This is a genomic window from Stenotrophomonas sp. JAI102 (assembly GCF_013409105.1).
GTDB lineage: Bacteria > Pseudomonadota > Gammaproteobacteria > Xanthomonadales > Xanthomonadaceae > Stenotrophomonas > Stenotrophomonas maltophilia_AA.
In genome coordinates, this window is record NZ_JACCCI010000002.1 from 366,261 (window position 1) to 390,303 (window position 24,043).

Consider the following 24,043-nt stretch of genomic DNA (forward strand, 5'->3'; position numbering starts at 1 on the left):
AGTATAGGACCGTGGGAGGCCAATGGTCCGACCGGCGCCGCGAGGGGGGCGCCGGTCGGCCGGGCTCAGTTGGCCAGCTGGCAGGTGGCCGGCTGGGCCGAGGTGAACAGCACCGGGGTGGCCCACTCCGGGTGGTCGATGAACGGATTGCGGTTGCCCTGGAAGCTGAAGATGACCTCGTTGCGGGCGCGTTCTGCCGCGTCCGGCGGGTCGGACAGGTGCCAGTCGATCAGGGTCGAGAGCAGGCCCATGTAGGCCGGCGAGGCCGAGGTCTTGACGATCCTGCTGCGGTCGTCGGTCAGCTCCAGGTCCGGCTCGGACTGCCCGGTTTTGGCATCTTTACCACCTTCATAGCGGATCGCCATGTACATCACCGCACGCGCCATATCGCCCTTGCGGTGGCCCCACACTTCGAACGAGCCGCCATTGCCATCCGGCGTGCGCACCCAGTTGGACGTGCCGGGATAGCCGCCGCTGCCGCCGCCGAACCCGTTGTTGGCTTCGGTCGCGCGTTCACCGCAGTTGCTGTCGCATTTGGCAAAGGGCTTGTTGCCGCGGTCCGCATTCCACTGCGCATCGGTCAGATACAGCATGTGGGTGTCGGTATAGGGCGCGTACGGCAGGCCCTTGTCGCCGGTGGTGCTGGCAAAGCCCAGCGAGTTCGGCCAGGTGTGCTCGCGGTTGTAGGTCAGCCCGCTGCCGGTGCCCGCGCGGCCGCTGACCTTGGTGTAGCTGCGGTTGCGGTAGGCATCGAGGATCTTGCCGCTGTTGTTGGGATCTTCGTCGGCGATCTCCAGGATGGTCCAGGTGCTGGTGCCCGAGCCGCTGTACGGATAGGCGGTGTGGCCCTTGATGGTTTCGTGCAGCGAGCAGCGCAGCTGGCTCGGGGTGGACGTGTTGACCCTGGCGTAGTACTCGCCGGGCGTGCCGGGATTGCCCGGATCGGGTGTAGTGGCTGTGGCCACGGTGAAGGCGATGCGTGTATCGGCGGCCGGGCGGGCGCCCTGGGCATCCTTCACGCGGGTGGCGCGGATGTCGAAGCGGCAGGCTTCACCGGCGACCAGCGCGGTATTCGTGGCCAGCGTGAAGCGGGTGCCGGTGGTCGGGTGGCTCAGCGCCACCGTGCCGGACTGGCCGCAGCTCAGCGCGAAGGCGCCGCTGGAGAGCGTGACCGGCTCACTGAAGGTGACGCTGAGGTCGGCGGCGGCCGGGAAGGTGCTGGCGCCCTGCTCGGGGGTGGTGGCGGTGACCGAGGGCGCCGTGTTCGGGCCGGTCGGGCCGCCGCCACTGAAGGTCTGCCCGTTGTTGCAGGCGCCGAAGGTCTGCGCGGCCGAGGCGGTCCAGGTGAAATGCGCGTACTGGCTGCCGGCACCGGTCAGCTGCAGCGAGGTCCCCGGCGCAGTGCCGTTGGTCTCGCTGACCGGGATGTTCTGGCTGGTCAGGCCCGCGGCGGGCCCCCCGGCGGCGGTGATGGTGCCCTCGTAGCTGAGGAACTGGACCACCTTGCCACTGGCGTCGACCAGGGCGATGCCGTCGTTGGGACCGTTCTGGATCCCGTTGGTCGGGTAGCTGACCGTGGCCAGCCGGGCGCTGCCGCAGCTGGCGGTACCGGGCGGAACCGCGTTGTTGGCGTAGACCGCGGCGGCAGAGGGGGTGCTGCCGTTGTAGAGGTAGAGCCGATAGCCGGACAGGTCTTCACCGGCGGTGGCGACCACCTCGATCGCCTCGCCGACGTCCCCGGCGGGGGTGCTGTCGTCGTAATGCAGTTCATTGATGAATACATCGGCCCGAGCGGGGCTGGTGGCCAGCGCCAGCAGGCAGGCCAGGGATAGCGGCGTCAGCAACCTCATCTACGGCTCCTTGTGATTGGTCAGTGCCGCTCGAAACTACGCAATCCAGATGACACATCGATTGGACTGTCGTGTTCGACCTTTCGCATTGAGAACTGCGTCAAACATTCACATCCAGGGGTGGCCCAGCAAAAAAATCCGACCGGCAGCCCTTGAAAGGGGTGGGGCCAGCACCATCTCTGCTCTGTCCCGCACCGTCGGGTTTTTTCGTGAGCGTGGCTGGCAGTCGCCCTGTGCGAGTGCTAACATCGCCAGACTTTCCTAGACCAATCAACAACTTAAAAGGGTCTCACATGAGCATCAAGCCGCTTCATGACCGCGTCGTAGTCAAGCCGATCGAAGCCGACGAAATCTCGTCCGGCGGCATCGTGATTCCGGATTCCGCCAAGGAAAAGTCCACCAAGGGTGAAGTCGTGGCCGTCGGCCCGGGCAAGCCCCTGGACAACGGCAGCGTGCGCGCGCCGTCGCTGAAGGTCGGTGACAAGGTCATCTACGGCCAGTACGCCGGCAGCAGCTACAAGTCCGAAGGCGTCGAGTTCAAGGTCCTGCGCGAAGACGACATCCTCGCCATCGTCGGCTGAGTGATGCGGCCGGCCCCGTGCCGGCGCTTCCGCACTTCCTCCCGTTCAAGCAGCCGGGCATGGCCCGGCTCTACATAAAAAGGTAATCGCAATGGCTGCCAAAGATATTCGTTTCGGTGAAGATGCCCGCGCCCGCATGGTGCGCGGCGTCAACGTTCTCGCCAATGCCGTCAAGGCCACCCTGGGCCCGAAGGGCCGCAACGTCGTGCTCGAAAAGAGCTTCGGCGCGCCGACCATCACCAAGGACGGCGTCTCCGTCGCCAAGGAAATCGAACTGGCTGACAAGTTCGAGAACATGGGCGCGCAGATGGTGAAGGAAGTCGCGTCGCGCACCAACGATGACGCCGGCGACGGCACCACCACCGCCACCGTGCTGGCCCAGGCCCTGATCCGCGAAGGCGCCAAGGCCGTCGCGGCCGGCATGAACCCGATGGACCTCAAGCGCGGTATCGACAAGGCGGTCATCGCCGCCGTCGCCGAGCTGAAGAACATCTCCAAGCCGACCGCTGACGACAAGGCGATCGCCCAGGTCGGCACGATCTCGGCCAACTCGGACGAGTCGATCGGCAACATCATCGCCGAAGCGATGCGCCGCGTGACCAAGGAAGGCGTCATCACCGTTGAAGAAGGCTCGGGCCTGGACAACGAGCTGGACGTCGTCGAAGGCATGCAGTTCGACCGTGGCTACCTGTCCCCGTACTTCATCAACAACCAGCAGTCGCAGACCGCTGACCTGGACGATCCGTACGTGCTGCTGCACGACAAGAAGATCTCCAACGTGCGCGACCTGCTGCCCGTGCTGGAAGGCGTCGCCAAGGCCGGCAAGCCGCTGCTGATCATCGCCGAAGACATCGAAGGCGAAGCGCTGGCGACCCTGGTGGTCAACACCATCCGTGGCATCGTGAAGGTCGTGGCCGTCAAGGCTCCGGGCTTCGGCGATCGTCGCAAGGCGATGCTGGAAGACATGGCCGTGCTGACCGGCGGCACCGTGATCTCCGAGGAAATCGGTCTGTCGCTGGAAAAGGCGACGATCAAGGACCTGGGCCGCGCCAAGAAGGTGCAGGTCTCCAAGGAAAACACCACGATCATCGATGGCGCCGGCGAGAAGGCCAACATCGAAGCGCGTGTCACCCAGATCAAGACCCAGATCGAAGACACCTCGTCGGATTACGACCGCGAGAAGCTGCAGGAACGCGTGGCCAAGCTGGCCGGCGGCGTTGCCGTGATCAAGGTCGGCGCCTCGACCGAAATCGAAATGAAGGAAAAGAAGGATCGCGTCGACGACGCCCTGCACGCTACCCGTGCAGCCGTTGAAGAAGGCGTGGTCCCGGGCGGCGGCGTTGCGCTGGTCCGTGCGGTCACCGCGCTGAGCGGCCTGAAGGGTGCCAACGAAGACCAGAACCACGGCATCCAGATCGCCCTGCGCGCAATGGAAGCCCCGCTGCGCGAAATCGTGGCCAACGCCGGCGAAGAGCCGTCCGTGATCGTCAACAAGGTCAAGGAAGGCACCGGCAGCTTCGGCTACAACGCGGCCACCGGCGAATTCGGCGACATGCTGGAATTCGGCATCCTGGACCCGACCAAGGTGACCCGTTCGGCGCTGCAGAACGCTGCCTCGATCGCTGGCCTGATGATCACCACCGAAGCCATGGTTGCCGACGCCCCGAAGAAGGATGACGGCGCTGGCGCAGCTGGCGGCGGCATGGGCGGCATGGGTGGCATGGGCGGCATGGACTTCTGATGTAGAGGCCGGCCTTCGGTCGGCACGCATCGGTCCGGTAGGTACCGCAAGTAACGGCGAATGCCGTTGCTAACGTCGCTTGCGACGGCCCGAAGGGTGCCCGCCCGAAGGGAGGGCATACCGTTGGTCGGTACCGCCACACCGCGCTACAACAAAAAACCCCGCCGGAAGGCGGGGTTTTTTTGTGCGTGCATCACGGGCTCACAGCGCGCTGGTCGCCGCCTCGACTTCCTCCTGCAGCCAGCGCAGGAACGCCGCGATGGCCGGATTCTCTTCGGCCCCGGGCAGGGTGACAGCGTAGTACGCAAACCGCGTCGGCCACGGGTGATCCAGCACGACCGCCAGCCGCCCGCTGGCCACTTCGGATTCCACATACAGGTCACGCACCAGCGCGATCCCCTGGCCCGCTTCCGCGGCGCGGATCAGCAGCACGTCATCATCGAAGGCCGGACCACGCTCGATGCGTGGATCGGGCGGCAGGCCGAGCGCGCTGAACCACAGCGACCAGTCGCTGCGGTCCGAGTCCTGCAGCAGCGGGTACTGCAGGCAGTCCGCGGCCGACCGGATCGGTGGGCCATCGGCAAGCAATGCCGGGCAGGCCACCGGCAACAGCACCGGCGCCGCGAGCGGGCGCGAGATCAGGCCGGGATACTCGCCGAGACCGTGGCGGATCGCGATGTCGATGCGGTCGCGACGCAGATCCGCCAGCGCCGACGACGCCTCCACGCGGACTTCGATCGCCGGGTGCCGTGCCGTGAAGCGCCCCAGCCGCGGCACCAGCCAGGAGGCGGCAAAGCTGGGCACGGTGCTGATCGTCAGTGTCTGCCGCGCGTGGATGGCATCCAGCATCGCCATGCTGTCCTGGATCTGATCGAACGCACGCAGCAGGGCAGGGTGCACCTGTGCGCCGGCCGGTGTGAGTGCGATGCCCTGCCGCGTGCGGGTGAACAGCTCAACGCCGGTGCGCGCCTGCAGCAGTTTGAGCTGCTGGCTGATCGCGCCCGGGGTCACGCCCATGACCGCGGCGGCGGCCTTGAGGCTGCCATGCCGTCCGGTTTCGACGAAAGCGCGGAGTGCGAGCAGGGGAAGAACGGCGCCCATGACCTTAGATTTTCTCTCTTGAGTGCGCAGGATAAATCGTTCTACAGCACGTGTTGGCGTGCGTAGCATCGTGATCATGTTGAACCGGTCGTGTTTAGTCCAGCTGCATCGGCAGAGCCCCGATGCCGCGACCACCTTTCTCCCGTCATCCATCGCCCGCCAAGGAGACCGCTGTGTCCCCCGCTTCGCTGCACCTGTACACCGACAGCTCGCCCAACGGCTTCAAGATCACCATCGCGCTGGAAGAACTCGGCATCCCTTACGTACTGCATCACGTGCGCATCGACGCCGGTGAGCACCGCCATCCCGATTTCCTTCGGCTGCATCCGCACGGCCGCATTCCGGTGCTGGTCGACGAGGCAACGGATATCACGGTGTTCGAATCCGCCGCCATCCTGCTCTACCTGGCCGAGCAGAGCGGACGACTGTTGCCCCAGGCGCCCCGCGCGCGCTGGGAAGCGATCACCTGGTTGATGTTCCATGCCGCCAGCGTCGGTCCCATCCTGGGCCAGCGCGTGCACGCCGAGATCTTCGCCGAGGAGCGATATGCGCCTGCCATCGAACGTTATCGGCGCTTGAGCGCGGAGTTCTTCGCCACGCTGGACCAGCGCCTCACAGGCCGCACCTGGCTTGTAGGCGAGGAGTATTCCATCGCCGATATCGCCGGCTACGGATGGACCCACATCGCACAGCTCATCGGCGTCGACTTCAGCGCATACCCCCACCTGAGCGCGTGGCACGCGCGGATGTCGCAGCGGCCCGCGGTGCAGCGTGGCGTGCAGCTCCCCGAACCGGCCACCGGCCCCTGATCCAGGAACGACCACGATGAACCTGTTGACCGAAATCACTGCCACACAGGCGCCGCTGACCGGTGCCTCCGCACCTGCCTTCGCCGGGCATGCCGGCTACCAGCGCATGTTCCGCGAAGGCGCACTGACGCTGGGCGTGTTCCTGCCGTTGCGCTTCTACCAGGGCGACATGCAGGTGCTGGCCGGCCAGGCCGATCTGGTGGCACAGCTGGACCGCGACGGCTTCGCCGCGACCTGGGTACGTGACGTACCGCTGTTCGATCCCCTGTTCGGCGACGCCGGCCAGGTGTTCGATCCGTTTACCTATCTGGCCTTCCTGGCCGCACGTACGGAGCGACTGGCGCTGGCCACGGGCAGCGCGATCTTCCCGCTGCGGCACCCGATCGATCTGGCCAAGTCGGCCACCACCATCGACCAGCTGTCCGGTGGGCGGCTGGTGCTGGGCATCGCTTCCGGCGACCGCCCGGTGGAGTTCCCGGCGTACGGTCTGGAGCACGCCGACCGCGGCCAGCGCTTCGCCGACTCGGTGGCGTACGTCAGGCAGTTGATGCAGACCGGTCCGCTGCATATCGATTCGCCACTGGGCGCGCTGCAGGGTGTGGAGCTGTTGCCGAAGCCGGTGGCCGCTGCGATCCCGCTGCTGGTGACCGGCACCTCGCGGCAGACCTTGGACTGGGTGGGGCAGCACGCCGATGGCTGGCTCACCTATCCCGAGGCGACCCACCACGAAGGCGGGCCGCAGCGCCTGGCCGACAAGATCCGGGCGTGGCGCCGTCTGATTCCCGACGGTGGCTTCCGCCCGCACGTCACCAACGAGTGGCTGGATCTGGTCGAGGACCCGAACCATCCTCGCACGCCGATCAATGGCGGCTACACGTTGAAGACGGGGCGCAACGGGTTGATTGATCTGCTGGGCGAATGGCAGCGCGCCGGCGTCAACCATGCTGCGCTGGGCATCCAGTTCTCACAGCGTCCGGCGGCCGAGGTGCTGCAGGAGCTGGCCGAGTACGTGCTGCCGCTGTTCCCCTCGCATGACGGACCCGTACCTGTGGGTGTCCGGTGGTAGTGAAGTGAGGGTGTCTCACTTTTCAGTTGGACGCTGAAGGCAAATGCGCGCTGCGCCTGCACTGATGTCCACTTGGCTGTCGAGCATCGCATCGGCGCCCAGGATCAGCGCCGGCTCGTCTTCCAACCCGATCGCCTTGAACACCGGCAGCGCACTGATCCGTACTTCGAACGCGGGGTGCTGCCACGTGCCGCTGCGCAATGCAGGCAGGGTATACAGCCTGCTTGGTTGAGGCTGTCCACCCAGGCCTTCCGTGCCCTTTTCGCGAGGTGTGACCCGGGGATCGCTGCCATCGGTACGCAGCCCCAACGCGCGTGCGGCGGCGGCATTGAGCACCGTCTGCGCTGCGCCGGTATCCACCACCGCGATGGCATCGATACCCGTGTCGCCCAACTGTGTGGTGATGAAGCCGAAGCCTTCCAGACCACGTCGTCGCGAAGGCAGTGCGTTGGCCTGGCAATGAGGCCCATCATCAAGCTGCCCCGCCGTCCACAACTGCAGCTCACTCGCAGCGAAATCCCACCGGGTGTCCCAGCGGCGCGTAAGGTCATTGCCGAGGATGCCATCGACGGTGATCGCCTTGTCGGGATTGGAAAGGCGCGACAGGTCCGCGTGCATGCCGACGATCTTCAGCTTCACCGTGCCAATCGCCCAGTCGGTCTGCCGCATGCGGTTCGCCGTGGCGCTGCTGGAAGATGCGCCGCGGATCTGCCCGGTGGTCGCGTCGTCGGTATTGTCCAGGCCGTAACGACGGGCGATGCGGCTGTCCACCAGGGTGGCCCCTGCTGCGCTGTCGACCACGAAGCGCAACGGCTCGGCCTGGCCATCCAGACGCACGGCGACGCTGGGATGCATGGCCTGCATCCACATCGGCAGGACATGTTCGGGTGCTGGGGCCGGCACCCCGATCGTGGCGGCAAGCAATGGGAGCAGGGCAGGATGCATGGGAGAACGCCGTAGGGAGGAGCGGCTATTGATCCTCGCCGCCGTATCGCGGGAATGTCCGCGTTGATACCGTGCGGATACAGACCTGCCCGATACTGCCCGCATGAACAGCAGCCCCGAGATCGTCGTGGTCGACGATGACACCAGCATCCGTGATGCACTCGCCGAGTGCCTGGAGCGGCATGGCTTCCGTGTGCGCGTGGCCGCCGATGCGGTAGCGCTCGACCGCCTGCTGCAGGTCCATCGGCCCGACGCGATCATCCTCGATTGGATGATGCCCGGTGAGGACGGTCTGTCGGTCTGCAGGCGGCTGCAGGCACGTGCGATTCCGATCCTGATGCTGTCGGCGATGGGGGCCACGCCCGACCGCGTCATCGGCCTGGAAATGGGCGCTGACGACTACCTTGCCAAGCCGTTCGACCCGCGCGAACTCATCGCGCGCGTCCGCGCGCTGCTGCGCAGGCAGGAGAAGCTGCGGGGGCAGGCTGTTGCCGAACTGCGTTTTGCCGGTTGGCGGCTGGTGCCGGAGCAACGCCGCCTGCTCGCACCCGATGGCGCCGAGGTGGTGCTGAGCCGGGGCGAGTTCGCCTTGCTGCAGGCCTTGGCCGAGCGACCCGGCCGAGTGCTTGATCGCGAACGGTTGATGCAGCTCACGCGCGGCGATGCGCACGACAGTGTCGATCGCGCGGTGGATCTGGCGATCAGCCGCCTGCGCCGCAAGTTGGCCCATGCAGCGGCTGGCGGTGACGCACTCGTGCAGACGCTGCGCGGCGAGGGCTACCGGTTCGATGCGACGGTGGAAGCGCTGTGACCCGGCACTGGTCCACCACCACCTGGATCGTGATGCTGGCCGTGAGCAGCCTGCTGTTGGCCACGCTGGTCAGCCTTGCGGTGATCGGCTGGATGCCCCGGCCTGCGCCGCCCCAGATGCGGCTGGATCATGCTGTGCAGGTGCTGCGCGGTGAACGGGCGCCGGCGGCCGAGGGCATGCTGGTGACGCTGCGGGATGCGCCGCCCAGCGGTCATGCCAGTCCCTGGTTGACACAGTTGACCGCCCACCAGCTGGCGCTGCCTGTCGAGCATGTCAGGCTGGTCTGGAAAGGAGCGGGCAATGCGCCGGATATCAAGGTGTACTCCCGTGGTACCCCGGTGGACGCGCTGGCCGATCCAGAGGTGCTGCGTGCGCAGGGGCTGGCACTGGCGGCCCTGCAATGGCCGCTGTTCGAGCTTGGCGTGCAGCGCGCCGATGGCCGCTGGCAGGTGCTGGCCAGCGACCAGGGCGACGTGGTCGCGTGGCGGCGCCAGGTGCTGTTGGCGCTGCTCGGCGGCACGCTCCTGTTGGCGCCCCTGACGGCATGGGCGGCGCTCAGGATCGGCCGCCCGCTACGCCGGCTGGCCGATGCCGGCGCTGCCGTGACATTGCAATCCAGCACGCCGCTGCCCGACGACGGCCCACGCGATGTCCAGATGTTGGCCAAGGCCATCAATGCCGGTCGTGAACGTCTCCGTGACCAGGCGCAGGACATGACGCGCATGCTGGCCGCGGTCGCGCACGATCTGCGCACGCCATTGACCGGGCTGCGCCTGCGCGCCGAGTTCGCACCGCCTGCGCAGTCGGCGCGGATGGTGGCCGATATCGAACGCATGAACGCGATGATCGAACAGGTACTCGACTACGCCCGTGGCGAACTGGAGCCCGCCTCGATGCTGTCGCTGGACATGGCGGCACTGCTGGACGAGTGCGTGCAGTCTGCGCGCCTGCGTGGTGTGGACATCCACAGTGGCCTGACCGGGCCTCTGCCATGGCACGGTGACGCCCTCCTGCTCAGGCGCGCACTGGACAACCTCATCGACAACGCCGCGCGCTACGCCGGCACGGTGGAAGTGGAGGTGCACAACACGGGCGACGCGCTGTGGCTGGAGGTCGCCGACCGCGGGCCGGGTATCCCCGATGGCGAGAAAGCCCGGTTGCTGCAGCCTTTCCAGCGGCATGAAAGCTCGCGCAATCGCGCCACCGGCGGCACCGGTCTCGGGCTGGCGGTGGTCCAGGGCGCGGTTCGCCAGCACGGAGGTCAGCTCTGGCTGCTGGACAGGCCGGGCGGCGGGTTGGTCGTGCGGATGCAGCTGCCGGTGAAGTCGCCGCAGTAGGCATCGGTCTTCCTCCATGCGCTGGATGACGATATAGTTAGCCGCCGTACTATGTTGGATCCGCCTGCATGCTGGAAATCAAACACCAAGCCTTCCTGACCGAACTGGAGCGACGTGGCCAGCCGGACGCGGGTGAGTTGGCGTTGTGTTTCCAGGTGCTGTCGCTGGCCAGCGCGATCGACCAGGACTGCGCGAGCCGCCTGGCCCCGCTCGGCCTGAGCGAAGGGCGTTTCGTGCTGCTGTTCCTGCTGCGTGGCGCCGACACCGCGCTCTCGCCCCATCAGTTGGCCGAGCGTGCCGGGGTGACCCGCGCCACCATCACCGGCCTGCTCGATGGGCTGGAGCGCGAGCAGCTGGTGAGCCGTCACAGCGATCCGGAGGACAAGCGGCGCATCCATGTGCAGTTGACCGCGGCAGGCCAGACCCTGGCCGCGCAGCTCTTCGACCAGCAGACGCACTGGATCGCCTCGCTGTTCGCCGACATCAGTCCCAGCGAGCGCCGCACGCTCGGCACGCTGCTGCAACGCGTGTGGTCGCGCACCGACGCAGGGCGTGCCGCATGAAACAGCCCATCACCCGCGAGCGACGCGGGCAGCTGGATCGTGGTGAAACCGAAGCCACCCACCTGGCCGAAGTGCTGGCAGTGGACTTCGCCAAGCTCATGGCCAATATCGCGCCCGGCCTGCCCGCCTCGGCGATCACCCCGATGCGCAACGCGGCCAAGCGCGGCATCACGCTGCGCATGCAGGGTGCCGCCACCCTGCTGCGCGTGCACGGACACGGTGACCACGCGCCGTGGTCGCGGCACACCAGCGACACCGTGCGTGGCTGGGCCTGCTATCTGATCGGCAGCGATCCCGCCTTGTCGCTGGAGCGCAAGCTGGATGCGCTGCGCCCGCTGGCCGATGACGCGCACTTCGGCGTGCGCGAGTGGGCGTGGCTGGCCGTGCGACCGCATATTGTCTCCGAACCGCTGCGGGTGCTGACGCACCTGCGCGGCTGGACCACCGACGCCTCACCCAACGTGCGCCGCTTCGCCTGCGAAGCGCTGCGTCCGCGGGGTGTGTGGGCAGCCCACATCACGCTGTTCAAGCAGGAACCACACCACGCCCTGCCACTGCTGCAGGCGCTGTGCCGTGATGCCTCGCGCTATGTGCAGGATTCGGTCGGCAACTGGCTCAACGACGCCGGCAAGACCCAGCCGGACTGGGTCCGCGCGCTGTGCGCCGAATGGCAGCAACAGCACGCTGACGATCCGGCCAACACCTACATCCGCAAGCGCGCCCTGCGCTCGCTCTGACCTCAAGGAATGCCATGTCGCACATGTTGATCGAGCTGTACACCGCTACCCCCGCCTGGACCGCGCTGGATCCGGTATCGCGCGGCGCGTTCTTCGCCCGCATCGGGGCCGGCATGCAGCACGTGGATCCGGCCCGGATCACGCCGGTGGCGATGGGCCGCATCGAACAGGACGTGCCGCACACCACGGCCGAGCGGTTCTATGCAGTGTGGCAGTGCGCCGAGCGGCTGGATGCCGATGCCCTGCTGGCGGCGATCGGCGCCACCGGCTGGCATGAGTATTTCACCACCACCCATGCGCTGGGCGCCGCAGGAAACCTGCAGCAGCACCTGGCCGAGCTGGCCGCACTGCCGCGCGGGTGATCGCGCGCTGGGACGGATGACGGCTGAACGCTCATCGCAGTTGCGAATGAAACAGTTGGCACCTCCAAACCCCTGTGTTATCAATACTCCCCAATGAACGCACGCCCCGCCAATGCCTACTTTTGGTATTACTTTCCGAAGCCACCGGCGGAGGAAGGCATGCGCTCACCCTGAAGAAACCTTCAGACGCATTCCCGAAAGCCGCCAGCGCACCTGGCGGCTTTTTTGTTGCCGCCGCGCTGGGGACCCCCACTTCCAAGGAGTTACCCCATGCCCCCGCATACCGACGACCTGCGCATCCGCAAGATCGAACCGTTGACCCCGCCGGCACAGTTGCTGGCGATGCTGCCCTGCGACGATGAAGCCTCCGATACGGTCAGCGCCTCGCGCGCGGCCCTGCACGAGATCCTGCACGGCCGCGACGACCGCCTCGCGGTGGTGATCGGCCCGTGCTCGATCCATGACCCGGTAGCTGCCATCGAATACGCCCAGCGCCTCAAACCGCTGCGCGATGCCTACGCCGACGAGCTGGAAATCGTCATGCGCGTGTACTTCGAAAAGCCGCGCACCACGGTGGGCTGGAAGGGCCTGATCAACGATCCGGACTTGGACGGCAGCTTCAACATCAACAAGGGCCTGCGCGTGGCGCGCGGTCTGCTGCGCGACATCAACAAGCTCGGCCTGCCTGCCGGCGTTGAATTCCTCGACGTGATCTCGCCGCAGTACATCGCCGACCTGGTCGCCTGGGGCGCGATCGGCGCGCGGACCACCGAAAGCCAGGTGCATCGCGAACTGGCCTCGGGGCTGTCCTGCCCGGTGGGGTTCAAGAACGGCACCGACGGCAACATCAAGATCGCCGCCGATGCGATCGGTGCTGCGTCGAATCCACATCACTTCCTGTCGGTGACCAAGGAAGGCGGCACCGCCATCGTGGCCACCGCCGGCAATCCGGATTGCCACGTGATCCTGCGCGGCGGCAAGACGCCGAACTACGCTGCCGACCACGTTGAAGCGACCAGCCAGACCCTGGCCAAGTCGCACCTGGCCGCGCGCATCATGATCGATGCCAGCCACGCCAACAGCAGCAAGAATCCGGAGAACCAGCCGAAGGTCATCGCGGACATCAATGCGCAGCTGGCCAATGGCGAAGAGCGCATCGTCGGTGTCATGGTGGAGAGCCATCTGGTGGCCGGCCGGCAGGATCTGGTCGACGGCCAGCCGCTGACCTACGGGCAGAGCATCACCGATGGCTGCATCGGCTGGGACAGCTCGCTGGTGGTGCTGGAGAGTCTCGCCGAGGCAGTGCGTGCACGGCGGGCGGTGCGGATCAGCAAGGCCGCTTGAGGCGTCGGCGCGCCCCCTGCGCGGGGCGCTCCGGCCTACGGCATTCCGGGGAAACTCCCTATTTTTCATTGAGAACCAACGGCATACCCTGGCCTCACCGTTTGGAACGTGGGGTGCACCGTTGAGCGACCATCCGATTGTGTGTACATTGTATGCACAGACTTCCGGAATGCCTCCCATGGTCCTCGCCAGCAAAGTCATCAACTTCCGGGCGCCCGCCGACAAGCAGGCGCTGATAGACCGTGCGGTCGAGGTTACCGGCGTGAGCCGTACCGAGTTCATCCTCGATGCTGCCTGTGAGAAAGCGCGAGAGGTACTGGCGGACCAGACACAGTTCTCACTGAGTCCTCAGGAGCTGCGACGCTTCAATGCGCTGCTGGATGCACCGCTGGAAAACAACGCCGCCATCAGGCATCTGTTGAGCACGTCTGCACCCTGGGAGCGTTGAGCATTGCGGTTGTCTGCGCCACAAGCGCTTGCTCAAGGGCATCGATTGGAGCAGTTTCGATGCAGCGCGGCAGAGCTGACCTCGTGGTTGCTGGAGCGTGCGCATCAGAACCAGGCATCGGGTGCGTCGCGGTGTTTTGTTGTCTATGATGCGCAACACAACGTGGTCGGTTACTACGCACTTGCTGCCGGCGGTGTTTCACATCAACTGGTTCCCGGTCGCCTGCGCCGGAACATGCCGCATCCCATTCCGGTCATCGTACTGGGCAGGTTGGCCGTCCATGCCGACTGGGTCGGCCAAGGCATCGGCGCGGGCCTGCTGAAGGACGCTGTGCAACGCACGCTGCAGGTCTGCGCGCAGGTCGGCGCGCGTGCGATGTTGTGCCACGCTTTCGACGAGACGGCCAAAGCGTTCTATCTCAAGCACGGCTTCATGGAATCGCCGATGGATGCCATGACGCTGATGCTCCCGGTGACATAGGGCGTCCAGCCAAGTAGAGCCACCCCATGGGTGGCTGCGCACACTACCCCAACGCCCCAACGCCGCAACGCCGTATGCAGAAGCAGCCACGCATGGCGTGGCTCTACCCCTGGGGTGTCGCGCGTTCGATGATCACGCGGCGCGCCTCAGCTTCGCCAACGCCAGGTAGATCGCCGGCGTGGTGTACAGGGTCAGCCACTGGCTGACCAGCAGGCCGCCGACAATCGCGATGCCCAACGGCTGACGCATCTCCCAGCCCTCACCGGTCGCCAGCATCAGCGGCAACGTGCCCAGCAGGGCCGCCACGCTGGTCATCAGGATCGGGCGGAACCGCAGTCGTGCCGCCTCGCAGATCGCGTCGTATGACGACAGGCCGCGCTCGCGTTCGGCCGACAGTGCGAAGTCGATGATCAGGATGGTGTTCTTCATCACCACGCCCACCAGCAGGAACAGGCCGAGCAGCGAGATCAGGTTCAACTCGTTGCCGAAGGCCATCAGCGCCAGCAATGCGCCCACGCCCGCCGAGGGCAGGGTGGAGAGGATCGCGAGTGGCTGCACGAAGCTCTCGTACAGCACGCCCAGCACCAGATACACCGCCAGCATCGCGCCGAGGATCAGCCACAGCTGGCGCTCGCGCAGCTTCTCGAAGCCACCGGCCTCGCCACTGAGCCGCGCCTGCACATGGGTGGGCAGCATGATCCTGCCCATGGCCTGGTCCACCGCTTTCACCGCCTGGTCGAGGGTGACGCCGGGCGCCAGCGCGAACTCGATCCAGACCGAGGCAAACTGCTGGCTGTGGTAAATGCGGTCCGGTGCCATGCCGTAGGACCAGCTGGCAATCGAGGACAGTGGCAGGCGCTGGCCGTCCTTGCCGATCACATGGATCTGCTCCAGCGTGGAGGGATCCTGGGTGTAGCGCGGGTCCAGCTCCATCACCACGCGGTACTGGTTGAGGGTGTCGTACAGCGTGGCGACCTGGCGCTGGCTGAAGGCGTTGTTGAGCACCGAGGCGATCATGCGCATGTCCACGCCCAGGCGTGCCGCGGCATCGCGGTCGATGTCGAGCACCACCTGGCGCATGCCTTCATCGCCCTTGGATTCCACATCGACCAGCTCGGGCAGGGCGCGCAGTGCATCGGCCACCCTGGGCGTCCATTGCCGCAGTGGCTCCAGCTCGCCGGAGAGCAGCTGGAACTCGTACTGGCCGCTGTCGCCGCTGCCTTCCAGCTTGATGTCCTGGTCCACCCACAGGAACATCCCGCCGCCGGGAATCTTCGGCATGTTGGCGCGCAGGCGGTCGATCACCTGCTGGCTGGAGACCTTGCGTTCGGCCAGCGGCTTCATCTTGATCATGATGAAGGCGTTGTTGACCCCGCTGCGGCCACCGATGTACCCGATGATGTCGCTGATCGCCGGGTCGGCCAGCAGCAGTTTGCGGTAGGCCTCGATCTTGGGCTGCATGACCTGGAACGAGAGGCCGTCGTCGCCGCGCGCGAAGCCACGCAGCTGGGCAGTGTCCTGCTTGGGCACGATGCCCTTGGGCACCTGCTGGAACAGCCACACGTTCAACGCGATCACGCCGGCGAACAGCAGCAGCGGCAGCGCGAGCCAGCGCAGCATCGTCTGCAGGCTGCCCACGTAGGCGCCGCGCAGGCGCTCGAACAGCGCGGTGCCGGCGCGCTGCAGCCCATTGCCGGGGCCGGGCCGTGCCTGACCGAGCAGGCGCGCGCACAGCATCGGGGTCAGGCTGAGCGAGACCAGCAGCGAGACGCCCATCGCTGCCACCAGGGTCAGCGAGAACTCGCGGAACAGCTTCTCGACGAAGTCATCCAGGAACAGGATCGAGATGAACACCACGGCCAGCGCGATGTTCATCGACAGCAGCGTGGCACCGACTTCACCCGCGCCGCGCAGCGCGGCGGTCATCGGCGAGGCGCCTTCCTCGCGATGGCGGGCGATGTTCTCCAGCACCACGATCGCATCGTCCACCACCAGCACCGCCGCCACGATCAGGGCCATCAGTGAAAGCGTGTTGAGCGAGAACCCGAGCAGGGCGATGATCGCCAGCGCGCCCAGCAGCGAGACCGGGATCGCCACGGTCGGCACCAGCGCCGCGCGCCAGTGGCCGAGGAACGCCAGCACCACCAGCACCACCAGGGCGATCGCCAGCAGCAGGGTCAGTTCGGCCTCGCGCAGGGTGGCACGGATCACCGGCGAGCGGTCCATCACTACCTGCATGTCGATGTTGGCCGGCAGCAGCGCCTGCAGCGTGTCCATCTGCGCCTGGATGGCGTCGACGGTCTCGATGATGTTGGCGTCCGGCTGGCGGCTGACGATCAGCAGCACCGCCGGGCGCTCGTTGTGGAAGCCGCTGGCGTAGCGGTCCTCGACGCCTTCGCTGATCCCGGCCACGTCCTCCAGGTAGACCGGGCGGCCATCGCGCATCGCCACGATCAGGCGGCGGTACTCGGCGGCGGTGCGCAGCTGCAGCGTGGCTTCCAGCTGCCACTGCCGGGCCTGGCTGGCCACCGTCCCCAGCGGCTTGAGCGCGTTGGCATTGCGGATCGCCGCGGCGATGTCGTCCAGCGCGATGCGGTGGTGGTTCAGTGCATTGGGATCCAGCGACACGCGCACCGCCGGCAGCGAACTGCCGCCCACCTGCACCTCGCCGACGCCGGGAATCTGCGCCAGTTTCTGCGCGATCACGGTGGAGGCCACGTCGTAGATCTGCCCCGGCGAAAGGCTGTCCGAACTCAGCGCCAGCGCCATGATCGGCGCCTGCGAGGGATTCACTTTGCGGTACTGCGGCATGCCCGGCATGCCGCTGGGCAGCTGCGCGCGCGCCGCGTTGATCGCCGCCTGCACGTCGCGCGCGGCATCGTCCACGTTGCGGCCGAGCGCGAACGTCAACTCGACCTGGGTCGAGCCCTGGGTACTGGCCGAGTCGATCCCGGTCAGCCCCGGGATGGTGCCCAGGGCACGTTCCAGCGGCGTGGCGACGTTGGCCGCCATCGATTCGGGGCTCGCGCCGGGCAGGCTGGCACTGACGTTGATCGCCGGGTAGTCGACCTGCGGCAGCGGCGCGACCGGCAGCAGGCGCAGCCCGAGCAGGCCGGCCAGCACCACCGCCACCGCCAGCAGCACGGTGGCGACCGGATGCTGGACGAACCAGCCGATCGCCCGCGACAGCGGACTCACGCCAGCGCCTCGTCAGCCTCGTCGGTCACCGGCGCGGGGTGCTGGCGGAAGCGGTCGAAGAACAGGTAGATCACCGGCGTGGTGAACAGGGTCAGCACCTGGCTGACGATCAGCCCGCCGACCATGACCAGGCCCAGCGGCTGGCGCAGCTCCGCGCCCGAGCCACTGGCGAACATCAACGGGATCGCGCCGAACAACGCGGCCAGCGTCGTCATCAGGATCGGGCGGAAGCGCAGCAACGCGGCCTGATGGATGGCCTGACGCGGCGCCATGCCGTGCTCGCGCTCGGCCTCCAGCGCGAAGTCGATCATCATGATCGCGTTCTTCTTGACCAGCCCGATCAGCAGCACGATGCCGATCACCGCGATCAGGTCCAGGCTGCGCCCGCTGACCAGCAGCGCAAGCAACGCGCCGACCGTGGCCGAGGGCAGGGTGGAGAGGATGGTGATCGGGTGGATGAAGCTCTCATAGAGCACGCCCAGCACCAGGTACATCACCACCACCGCCGCCAGCACCAGCCACAAGGTGCTCGACAGCGACGCGCGGAATGCATCGGCCGCACCCTGCAGGCGCAGCTCCACGCTGGTCGGCAGGCCGATCGCGGCGCGTGCGCCCTCGATCGCCTGCACCGCTTCGCCCAGCGACGCCTCCGGGGCAAGGTTGAACGAGAACGTCACCGCCGGGAACTGGCCGACGTGGTTGATCAGCAGCTGCGCGGGGCGCTGCTCGATCCGCGCGATGCCGCCCAGCGGCACCTGCCGTCCGTCCGGCCCGCTGACGTGCAGGCGGGCGATGGCGTCCGGGCCGAAGGCCACGTCCGGGCGCGCTTCCAGCACCACGCGGTACTGGTTGGCCTGGGTGAAGATGGTCGAGATCTGGCGCTGCCCGAACGCGTCGTACAGTGCGTCGGCGATGGCCTCCACGCTGATCCCCAGGCGCGCGGCAGCCACGCGGTCGATCACCACGTGGGCCTGCAGACCCTGGTTCTGCAGATCGCTGGCCACGCCGGCCAACGCCGGTGCCTGCTGCAGATGCGCGAGCAGGCGCGGTGTCCACGTTTCCAGCTGCGCGATGTCCGGGCTGGTCAGGGTGAACTGGTACTGGGTCCGGCTGATCCGGTCCTCGATGCCCAGCTCCTGCACCGGCTGCAGGTACAGCGTGATGCCCGGCACGTGTGCCGCGCGTTGCTGCAGCCGCGCGATGATCGCCTGCGCATTGGCGTCGCGCTGCGCGTGCGGTTTCAATTCGATCAGCAGGCGCCCGCTGTTGAGCGTGGCGTTGTTGCCATCCACGCCGATGAACGAGGACAGGCTGGCCACGTCCTCGTCGTCCAGCAGCGCCGCCGACAGTGCCTGCTGGCGCTGCGACATCGCCTGGAAGGAGATCGACTGCGGCGCCTCGCTGATGCCCTGGATCAGCCCGGCATCCTGCACCGGGAAGAAGCCCTTGGGCACCCACACGTATAACAGCGCCGTCAGCACCAGCGTGGCCACGGTCGCGGCCAGCATCAGCGGCTGGCGCTGCAGCACCCAGTGCAGCTGGCGGTCGTAGACCGCCACGACGCGGTCGAACGGGTCGCCCTGCTGCGCCGATTCGTATCCGTCGGCATCGCGACGGGTGGCATGCCCGGCCTTGAGCAGGCGCGCGCACATCATCGGCGTCAGCGTCAGCGAGACCAGCAGCGAGATGCCGATCGCGACCGCGAGCGTGATCGCGAACTCATGGAACAGCTTGCCGACCACGTCGGCCATGAACAGCAGCGGGATCAGCACCGCGATCAGCGACAGGGTCAGCGAGATCAGGGTGAAGCCGATCTGCCTGGCGCCCTTGAGTGCCGCCTGCATCGGCGTGGCCCCGCGCTCCAGATGACGGGCGATGTTCTCCAGCATCACGATCGCATCGTCCACCACGAAACCGGTGGCGATGGTCAGCGCCATCAGGGTGAGGTTGTTGAGCGAGAAGCCGGCCAGCAGCATCACCCCGAACGTGCCGACCAGCGACAGCGGTACCGCGATGCTGGGAATGATCGTGGCCGGGATGTTGCGCAGGAAGACGAAGGTGACCATCACCACCAGCGCGATCGCGATCAGCAGCTCGTGCTGCACGCCGCGGATCGAGGCGCGGATCGATTCGGTGCGATCGCTCAGGATGGCCACATCCACGCCGGCCGGCAGCGAGGCCTGCAGCTGCGGCAGCAGCGCTCGCACCTGGTCGACCACGGCGATCACGTTCGCGCCGGGCTGGCGTTGGATGTTGATCAGCACGGCCGGGGTGGTGCCCGACCACGCGGCCAGCTGGCGGTTCTCGGCGCCATCCTCGATGCTGGCGACGTCGCCCAGGCGCAGCGGTGCGCCATCCTTCCAGGCCAGGATCAGGGCACGGTACTCGGCCACCGAGCGCATCTGGTCGTTGGCATCGAGCATGATCGCCCGGGTCGGACCGTCGAAGCTGCCCTTGGGCATGTTGACGTTGGCCGTGCCGATCGCGGTGCGGATGCTGGCCATGCTCAGGCCGTTGGCGGCCAGCGCGGACGGATTGACCTGGATGCGGACTGCCGGACGCTGACCGCCGGCCAGGCTGACCAGGCCGACGCCGGGCAGCTGCGAGAGCCGCTGCGCCATGCGCGTATCGACCAGATCGTGCACCTGCGGCAGCGAGAGGCCCTGCGAGGTCACCGCCAGGGTCAGGATCGGGGTGTCGGCGGGATTGACCTTGCGATACACCGGGGGCACTGGCAGATCATCAGGCAGGAAGCTGTCGGCGGCGTTGATCGCGGCCTGCACGTCCTGTTCGGCCACGCCGAGCGCGACCTCCAGCGAGAACTGCAGGGTGATCACCGAGGCCCCGCCGGAGCTGGTCGAGGACATCTGCTTCAGGCCGGGAATCTGCCCCAGCTGGCGTTCCAGCGGCGCAGTGACCGCGCTGGTGGTGACATCCGGGCTGGCACCGGGATACAGCGTGGTGATCTGGATGATCGGGTAATCGACCTGCGGCAGCGCCGCGACCGGCAGCAGGCGGTAGGCCATCACGCCGGACAGCAGCAGCGCCACCATCAGCAGCGTGGTCGCGACCGGGCGCTCGATGAAGGGACGCGAGAGGTTCATGCGCCGGTCCGCGGCGGGTCCTGCTCCACCACCTCGACCTTGGCGCCGTCGCGCAGGCCGTCGATGCCTTCCACCACCACGCGCTCGCCAGCTTTGAGCCCTTCGCGCACCGAGACGCGCTCGCCATCGGCCGGGCCGAGCACTACATTGCGCAGATGCGAGGTGGCATCGGCGGCGATCACGTAGACGTAGCTGCCCTTGCTGCCGAACTGCACGGCCGCGTTCGGAATGACCACTGCATCGCTGCTGCTGACCTGCAGGCGCACGTTGACGAACTGGTTGGGGAACAGCGACTCATCGGCATTGGCGAACTGCGCGCGCAGCTTCAGCGTGCCGGTGGCGGTGTCGATGCGGTTGTCCAGGCTGGAGAGCACGCCGTCGCCGAGCGCGGTGCGCTCTTCGCGGTCCCAGGCTTCCACGGTCAGCTGCGGATTCGCGCGTGCCGCGGCGACCACCGCCGGCAGGTCCGGCTCGGGCACGGTGAACAGCACGCTGATCGGGATGGTCTGGGTGATGGTGGCCAGTGGTTCGGTATCGCCACTGCGCACCAGGTTGCCGACATCCACGTTGCGCAGGCCCATGCGCCCGGCCACCGGCGCGGTGATGCGGGTGTACTGCAGTTGCAGGCGCGCTTCATCCACGGCCGCCTGGTCGGTCTGGCGACGGCCCTGCAACTGGCGCACCTTGCTCTGCTGATCACTCAGGTCCTGCGCGGAGACGAAGTGCTTGCTCTGCAGCTCCGTGAAGCGCTTGAGCTGGCTTTCGGCGTTGTCCAGCTCGGCCAGGTTCTGCTGCTGGGTGCCCAGCGCACGCGACAGCTGTACCTGGAACGGGCGCGGATCGATCTCGGCCAGCAGCTCGCCGGCGGTGACGTGCTGGCCCTCGGAGAACGCCAGCCGCAGCAGCTCGCCATCCACGCGGCTGCGGATGCCCACCGTATGCAGCGGCGTCACCGTACCGAGCGCCTTCAGGCGCACCACCAGGTCTTCCTGCTGGGCGGTGGCCACGCGTACCGGGGTGGCGGTGCTCGCAGGCGCGGCCTCGGCGGTCGGCGCGGGCGACAACACCCGCCAGGCGATCACGGCGGCGGCCAGTACGGCCACGACCAACAGCGGTTTGAACAGACGACGGGAACGCGAGGGGAGCGGGGCAGACATGGGGCATCCTGCGCGTACGCCACACGGCGAACGCGTCCATGGTTTAACCGGCCCGGGGGGGCAGGCGGGGCGAAGTGGGGTTGTCTGGCGGGGCCGCTGGTCGAATGCCGCAGCGTGGCTGGATACCGACCCGGGAGGGGCGGGGGCGTCATGGTACCGCGTGTGGGTGCCTGCACTCACATGCCCTTGGTCATGGGGCGGGGCAGGGCCCGGGTGGATGACCAACGGTCGGGTGCTACCGGTGCATTGAACGTTCCGTTCAATGCACCTCGTCGCGGTACACGAACTTCGGCATTTCCCAGTTGAAGTGGATCGCCAGCAGGCGGAACAGGAAGCCGCCGCCCAGGCACCACAGCGTCGCCGCGTTGAGCGACACGCCGAGTTCCAGCAGCGCCAGGTACGCCGCACCAGTGAGCAGGGTGATCACCGCATACAGTTCTTTCTGGAAGATCAGCGGCACCTCGTTGCACAGCACATCGCGCAGCACGCCGCCGAACGCACCGGTGAGCATGCCGGCGATCAGGATGATCGGCACGGTGTGCCCGCCCTCGCGTGCGACCGCGCAGCCGATCAGGGTGAAGGCGATCAGTCCCAATCCATCGAGCACCAGGAAGGTCCGGCGGAAATGATGCATCCAGCGGGCGACCCAGGTGGCGATCAGTGCCGCGCAGATGGTGAAGCCCAGGTATTCCGGGTGTTTCACCCAGCCCAGCGGGTAATGGCCGAGCACGATGTCGCGCAGCGAGCCGCCACCGAGCGCGGTGACGCAGGCGATGATGACCACGCCGAACAGGTCCATGCGGCGGCGGCCGGCCGACAGCGCGCCGGTCATGGCTTCGGCCGAGATGGCGATGAGGTAGATCAGGGAGAGCAGCATGGGGGTGGCTCCGGGGACACGGCAGGCGGGGACGGAAACGCGCACGCGTCACGCCAGCGCTGCTGCACTGTCGTGGGTGGGATTCCGTTGCCGCTCCCGCTGTCCTTTTGCCTGAGAGTTCGGTGGCCAAGGCCACGTGCCCCTTCGGCGGGTCATTGAAGACCTCTCTCCAGATCGGCGTGTCGGATGCATGGTTGGTGGCTGTGCAGCCACCGGCCTGAGCGATTATGGGAGCCTGCGCCTTCGGCGGGCGCCAGCGCGGCGCCTCTCTCCTGCATCCGGGGCGGATTCTAGCAGCCGCCGGGCCCGCACCGGGCGATAATCCCGGTATGCCCGCTGAACCTGCCCTCTGGTATCTGTACCTGCTCGAATGCCGCAACGGCAGCTATTACGCCGGCATCAGCAACGATGTGGACGCGCGCTTCCAGGCCCACCTCGCCGGTAAAGGGGCGAAATACACGCGGGCCAACCCGCCGGTGAAGGTGCTGGCGATGCGCGCCTACCCGGACCGCGCGGCGGCCTCGAAGGCCGAGTGGCAGCTCAAGCGGCAACCGCGGGAGCGCAAGCTGGCGTGGCTGGCGCTGCCCGATCCCAACTAGGCCCGCGCGCGGGTTGTTCGGGGCTCCGCTGGCGGCATACCATCGAGCATCGTTCGTTGATCCGCTTGCCCAAGCCCTGGAGTGCCATGTCCCGCGATCTGTCGTTGTACCCGGAAGATGAGAATGGCGATGTGCTCTGGAACATGCTGCAGGACGGAGACGATCTGACCATTCCGCGCGAGGTGGATTTCGCGCTGATCTTCCCGACCCAGGACGTGGCGATCGCCTTCGCCGTGCACCTGCTCAAGAACGACCAGAAGGTGTCCTTCGCCGCGTACGAGGGCAACGATGAGTTCCCGTGGCAGGTGGTGGTGCATCCGCTGATGCTGCCGACGCATCAGAACATCTCGGGCTTCGAAGGCCTGCTCGCCAGCGAGGCGGTCTCCTACAGCGGCCAGGTCGACGGCTGGGGATGCCTGTCGCAGGGGTGAGCCACCGCAACGCCGCGTGACCCATTCGAAGGTCCCCCTGCCGGAGAGAATCGATGTCGACGTTGTCCCTGATGCTCGCGGTTGCCACGGCCGCCACACCGGCGGCCCATGGTCCTGATCCGGCCACGCTGGCCGCCATCGAAGCAACCTGCTTCGACTATGTGGATGGGCAGCTGGAAGGGAATCCCGAGCGCGTGGCGCGCTCGCTGCACCCGGACCTGGCGAAGCGCGCGATCCTGGGCGATACGCCGGACGAGCGGCTTGGCTTGCGCCGGATGTCGAAAGAGGAACTGGTCGGGTTGACCCGTGCTGGCGCGCTGAAGACGCCGAAGGCCGCGTGGAACCGGCAATGCAAGGTGCTCGACGTCGTTGGCAACGCCGCCTCGGTGCGGCTGGAAACCCCGTGGTTCGTGGATTATTTCCACATGGGGCGGTTCGGCGAGCGCTGGGTGATCGTCAACGCGCTGTGGTACAGCAAGCCGAAGTGAGCGATGGCAGCCAG

General features: G+C 67.1%; 22 protein-coding genes and 2 riboswitches. Of the genes, 15 read left to right on the plus strand and 7 right to left on the minus strand.

Annotated elements, in window-relative coordinates; translation table 11 throughout:
• Positions 1 to 65: 65 nt before the first annotated feature.
• The gene (locus tag HDC96_RS10255) at positions 66 to 1,850 is read right to left on the minus strand and encodes an endonuclease (RefSeq protein WP_179459905.1); all 1,785 of its coding nucleotides are present in this window, start codon (positions 1,848 to 1,850) and stop codon (positions 66 to 68) included.
• Between the two features lie 293 nt (positions 1,851 to 2,143).
• Here HDC96_RS10255 and HDC96_RS10260 point away from each other — a divergent pair, with 293 nt between their 5' ends.
• Together HDC96_RS10260 and groL are read left to right on the plus strand one after the other, a co-directional pair.
• Complete coding sequence (locus tag HDC96_RS10260) at positions 2,144 to 2,431, plus strand: co-chaperone GroES (RefSeq protein ID WP_019183551.1); 288 nt, start codon at positions 2,144 to 2,146, stop codon at positions 2,429 to 2,431.
• A 91-nt stretch (positions 2,432 to 2,522) separates the two neighbouring features.
• The gene (gene groL / locus HDC96_RS10265) at positions 2,523 to 4,172 is read left to right on the plus strand and encodes a chaperonin GroEL (RefSeq protein ID WP_176988040.1); all 1,650 of its coding nucleotides are present in this window, start codon (positions 2,523 to 2,525) and stop codon (positions 4,170 to 4,172) included.
• A gap of 201 nt (positions 4,173 to 4,373) precedes the next feature.
• On the opposite strand, the gene HDC96_RS10270 is transcribed toward groL, so the two are convergent.
• On the minus strand, positions 4,374 to 5,273 hold the full coding sequence (locus tag HDC96_RS10270) for a LysR substrate-binding domain-containing protein (RefSeq protein ID WP_179459906.1): 900 nt from the start codon (positions 5,271 to 5,273) through the stop codon (positions 4,374 to 4,376).
• A 173-nt stretch (positions 5,274 to 5,446) separates the two neighbouring features.
• Between HDC96_RS10270 and HDC96_RS10275 the strand changes: the two genes are divergently transcribed.
• A complete protein-coding gene (locus tag HDC96_RS10275; protein ID WP_343203009.1) occupies positions 5,447 to 6,082 on the plus strand; it encodes a glutathione S-transferase family protein in 636 nt (211 codons plus the stop codon).
• Between the two features lie 16 nt (positions 6,083 to 6,098).
• Positions 6,099 to 7,148, plus strand: coding sequence for an LLM class oxidoreductase (locus HDC96_RS10280; protein ID WP_179459908.1), 1,050 nt, complete (start codon positions 6,099 to 6,101; stop codon positions 7,146 to 7,148).
• Positions 7,149 to 7,163: 15 nt separating this feature from the next.
• Here the strand turns inward: HDC96_RS10280 and HDC96_RS10285 are convergent, their stop codons facing one another.
• Positions 7,164 to 8,093 (minus strand): pepsin/retropepsin-like aspartic protease family protein, encoded by a 930-nt coding sequence (locus HDC96_RS10285; protein WP_179460385.1) that lies wholly within the window; start codon positions 8,091 to 8,093, stop codon positions 7,164 to 7,166.
• 103 nt (positions 8,094 to 8,196) lie between these two features.
• Here HDC96_RS10285 and HDC96_RS10290 point away from each other — a divergent pair, with 103 nt between their 5' ends.
• The 8 genes from HDC96_RS10290 to HDC96_RS10325 all read left to right on the plus strand — a co-directional run bounded on the left by HDC96_RS10290 (position 8,197) and on the right by HDC96_RS10325 (position 14,175).
• Positions 8,197 to 8,904, plus strand: coding sequence for a response regulator transcription factor (locus HDC96_RS10290; protein WP_179459909.1), 708 nt, complete (start codon positions 8,197 to 8,199; stop codon positions 8,902 to 8,904).
• Between the two features lie 32 nt (positions 8,905 to 8,936).
• Positions 8,937 to 10,241, plus strand: a complete 1,305-nt coding sequence (locus HDC96_RS10295) for an ATP-binding protein (RefSeq protein ID WP_179460386.1) — start codon at positions 8,937 to 8,939, stop codon at positions 10,239 to 10,241.
• 68 nt (positions 10,242 to 10,309) lie between these two features.
• Positions 10,310 to 10,804, plus strand: a complete 495-nt coding sequence (locus tag HDC96_RS10300; RefSeq protein ID WP_179459910.1) for a MarR family transcriptional regulator — start codon at positions 10,310 to 10,312, stop codon at positions 10,802 to 10,804.
• Positions 10,801 to 11,541 (plus strand): DNA alkylation repair protein, encoded by a 741-nt coding sequence (locus HDC96_RS10305; RefSeq protein ID WP_179459911.1) that lies wholly within the window; start codon positions 10,801 to 10,803, stop codon positions 11,539 to 11,541. The genes HDC96_RS10300 and HDC96_RS10305 overlap by 4 nt, the downstream gene beginning before the upstream one ends.
• Positions 11,542 to 11,555: 14 nt before the next feature.
• A complete protein-coding gene (locus HDC96_RS10310; protein WP_179459912.1) occupies positions 11,556 to 11,903 on the plus strand; it encodes a DUF6616 family protein in 348 nt (115 codons plus the stop codon).
• Positions 11,904 to 12,173: 270 nt separating this feature from the next.
• Positions 12,174 to 13,247 (plus strand): 3-deoxy-7-phosphoheptulonate synthase AroG, encoded by a 1,074-nt coding sequence (gene aroG, locus HDC96_RS10315; RefSeq protein ID WP_179459913.1) that lies wholly within the window; start codon positions 12,174 to 12,176, stop codon positions 13,245 to 13,247.
• A 178-nt stretch (positions 13,248 to 13,425) separates the two neighbouring features.
• On the plus strand, positions 13,426 to 13,695 hold the full coding sequence (locus HDC96_RS10320; protein WP_179459914.1) for a DUF1778 domain-containing protein: 270 nt from the start codon (positions 13,426 to 13,428) through the stop codon (positions 13,693 to 13,695).
• A gap of 3 nt (positions 13,696 to 13,698) precedes the next feature.
• On the plus strand, positions 13,699 to 14,175 hold the full coding sequence (locus HDC96_RS10325; RefSeq protein ID WP_179459915.1) for a GNAT family N-acetyltransferase: 477 nt from the start codon (positions 13,699 to 13,701) through the stop codon (positions 14,173 to 14,175).
• Between the two features lie 132 nt (positions 14,176 to 14,307).
• On the opposite strand, the gene HDC96_RS10330 is transcribed toward HDC96_RS10325, so the two are convergent.
• The 4 genes from HDC96_RS10330 to HDC96_RS10345 form a co-directional block, all read right to left on the minus strand.
• The gene (locus HDC96_RS10330) at positions 14,308 to 17,373 is read right to left on the minus strand and encodes an efflux RND transporter permease subunit (RefSeq protein WP_179459916.1); all 3,066 of its coding nucleotides are present in this window, start codon (positions 17,371 to 17,373) and stop codon (positions 14,308 to 14,310) included.
• A complete protein-coding gene (locus tag HDC96_RS10335; RefSeq protein WP_179459917.1) occupies positions 17,370 to 20,477 on the minus strand; it encodes an MdtB/MuxB family multidrug efflux RND transporter permease subunit in 3,108 nt (1,035 codons plus the stop codon). Before HDC96_RS10335 ends, HDC96_RS10330 begins: the two co-directional genes overlap by 4 nt.
• Positions 20,474 to 21,634 carry an MdtA/MuxA family multidrug efflux RND transporter periplasmic adaptor subunit gene (locus tag HDC96_RS10340; RefSeq protein ID WP_179459918.1) on the minus strand — a complete coding sequence of 387 codons (1,161 nt, stop codon included), beginning with the start codon at positions 21,632 to 21,634 and terminating at the stop codon, positions 20,474 to 20,476. Before HDC96_RS10340 ends, HDC96_RS10335 begins: the two co-directional genes overlap by 4 nt.
• A 259-nt stretch (positions 21,635 to 21,893) precedes the next feature.
• Positions 21,894 to 22,511, minus strand: a complete 618-nt coding sequence (locus HDC96_RS10345; protein ID WP_179459919.1) for a trimeric intracellular cation channel family protein — start codon at positions 22,509 to 22,511, stop codon at positions 21,894 to 21,896.
• Between the two features lie 91 nt (positions 22,512 to 22,602).
• Positions 22,603 to 22,694, minus strand: a riboswitch (glycine riboswitch).
• A gap of 8 nt (positions 22,695 to 22,702) precedes the next feature.
• Positions 22,703 to 22,796: riboswitch (glycine riboswitch) on the minus strand.
• 44 nt (positions 22,797 to 22,840) lie between these two features.
• Here HDC96_RS10345 and HDC96_RS10350 point away from each other — a divergent pair.
• The 3 genes from HDC96_RS10350 to HDC96_RS10360 all read left to right on the plus strand — a co-directional run bounded on the left by HDC96_RS10350 (position 22,841) and on the right by HDC96_RS10360 (position 24,029).
• Positions 22,841 to 23,110 carry a GIY-YIG nuclease family protein gene (locus tag HDC96_RS10350; RefSeq protein ID WP_179459920.1) on the plus strand — a complete coding sequence of 90 codons (270 nt, stop codon included), beginning with the start codon at positions 22,841 to 22,843 and terminating at the stop codon, positions 23,108 to 23,110.
• 86 nt (positions 23,111 to 23,196) lie between these two features.
• Positions 23,197 to 23,541, plus strand: a complete 345-nt coding sequence (locus HDC96_RS10355) for a ribonuclease E inhibitor RraB (RefSeq protein ID WP_176988052.1) — start codon at positions 23,197 to 23,199, stop codon at positions 23,539 to 23,541.
• A gap of 53 nt (positions 23,542 to 23,594) precedes the next feature.
• Positions 23,595 to 24,029, plus strand: a complete 435-nt coding sequence (locus tag HDC96_RS10360; RefSeq protein ID WP_179459921.1) for a nuclear transport factor 2 family protein — start codon at positions 23,595 to 23,597, stop codon at positions 24,027 to 24,029.
• Positions 24,030 to 24,043 lie beyond the last annotated feature (14 nt).

Coding starts and splice junctions, on each gene's coding strand:
- HDC96_RS10310 (WP_179459912.1), top strand. CDS start 11,556: ATGTCGCACATGTTGATCGAGCTGTACACCGCTACCCCCGCCTGGACC.
- HDC96_RS10305 (WP_179459911.1), top strand. CDS start 10,801: ATGAAACAGCCCATCACCCGCGAGCGACGCGGGCAGCTGGATCGTGGT.
- HDC96_RS10335 (WP_179459917.1), bottom strand. CDS start 20,477: ATGAACCTCTCGCGTCCCTTCATCGAGCGCCCGGTCGCGACCACGCTG.
- HDC96_RS10345 (WP_179459919.1), bottom strand. CDS start 22,511: ATGCTGCTCTCCCTGATCTACCTCATCGCCATCTCGGCCGAAGCCATG.
- HDC96_RS10280 (WP_179459908.1), top strand. CDS start 6,099: ATGAACCTGTTGACCGAAATCACTGCCACACAGGCGCCGCTGACCGGT.
- HDC96_RS10340 (WP_179459918.1), bottom strand. CDS start 21,634: ATGTCTGCCCCGCTCCCCTCGCGTTCCCGTCGTCTGTTCAAACCGCTG.
- HDC96_RS10320 (WP_179459914.1), top strand. CDS start 13,426: ATGGTCCTCGCCAGCAAAGTCATCAACTTCCGGGCGCCCGCCGACAAG.
- HDC96_RS10290 (WP_179459909.1), top strand. CDS start 8,197: ATGAACAGCAGCCCCGAGATCGTCGTGGTCGACGATGACACCAGCATC.
- HDC96_RS10295 (WP_179460386.1), top strand. CDS start 8,937: ATGCTGGCCGTGAGCAGCCTGCTGTTGGCCACGCTGGTCAGCCTTGCG.
- HDC96_RS10350 (WP_179459920.1), top strand. CDS start 22,841: ATGCCCGCTGAACCTGCCCTCTGGTATCTGTACCTGCTCGAATGCCGC.
- HDC96_RS10255 (WP_179459905.1), bottom strand. CDS start 1,850: ATGAGGTTGCTGACGCCGCTATCCCTGGCCTGCCTGCTGGCGCTGGCC.
- HDC96_RS10355 (WP_176988052.1), top strand. CDS start 23,197: ATGTCCCGCGATCTGTCGTTGTACCCGGAAGATGAGAATGGCGATGTG.
- HDC96_RS10260 (WP_019183551.1), top strand. CDS start 2,144: ATGAGCATCAAGCCGCTTCATGACCGCGTCGTAGTCAAGCCGATCGAA.
- HDC96_RS10360 (WP_179459921.1), top strand. CDS start 23,595: ATGTCGACGTTGTCCCTGATGCTCGCGGTTGCCACGGCCGCCACACCG.
- HDC96_RS10300 (WP_179459910.1), top strand. CDS start 10,310: ATGCTGGAAATCAAACACCAAGCCTTCCTGACCGAACTGGAGCGACGT.
- aroG (WP_179459913.1), top strand. CDS start 12,174: ATGCCCCCGCATACCGACGACCTGCGCATCCGCAAGATCGAACCGTTG.
- HDC96_RS10285 (WP_179460385.1), bottom strand. CDS start 8,093: ATGCATCCTGCCCTGCTCCCATTGCTTGCCGCCACGATCGGGGTGCCG.
- groL (WP_176988040.1), top strand. CDS start 2,523: ATGGCTGCCAAAGATATTCGTTTCGGTGAAGATGCCCGCGCCCGCATG.
- HDC96_RS10270 (WP_179459906.1), bottom strand. CDS start 5,273: ATGGGCGCCGTTCTTCCCCTGCTCGCACTCCGCGCTTTCGTCGAAACC.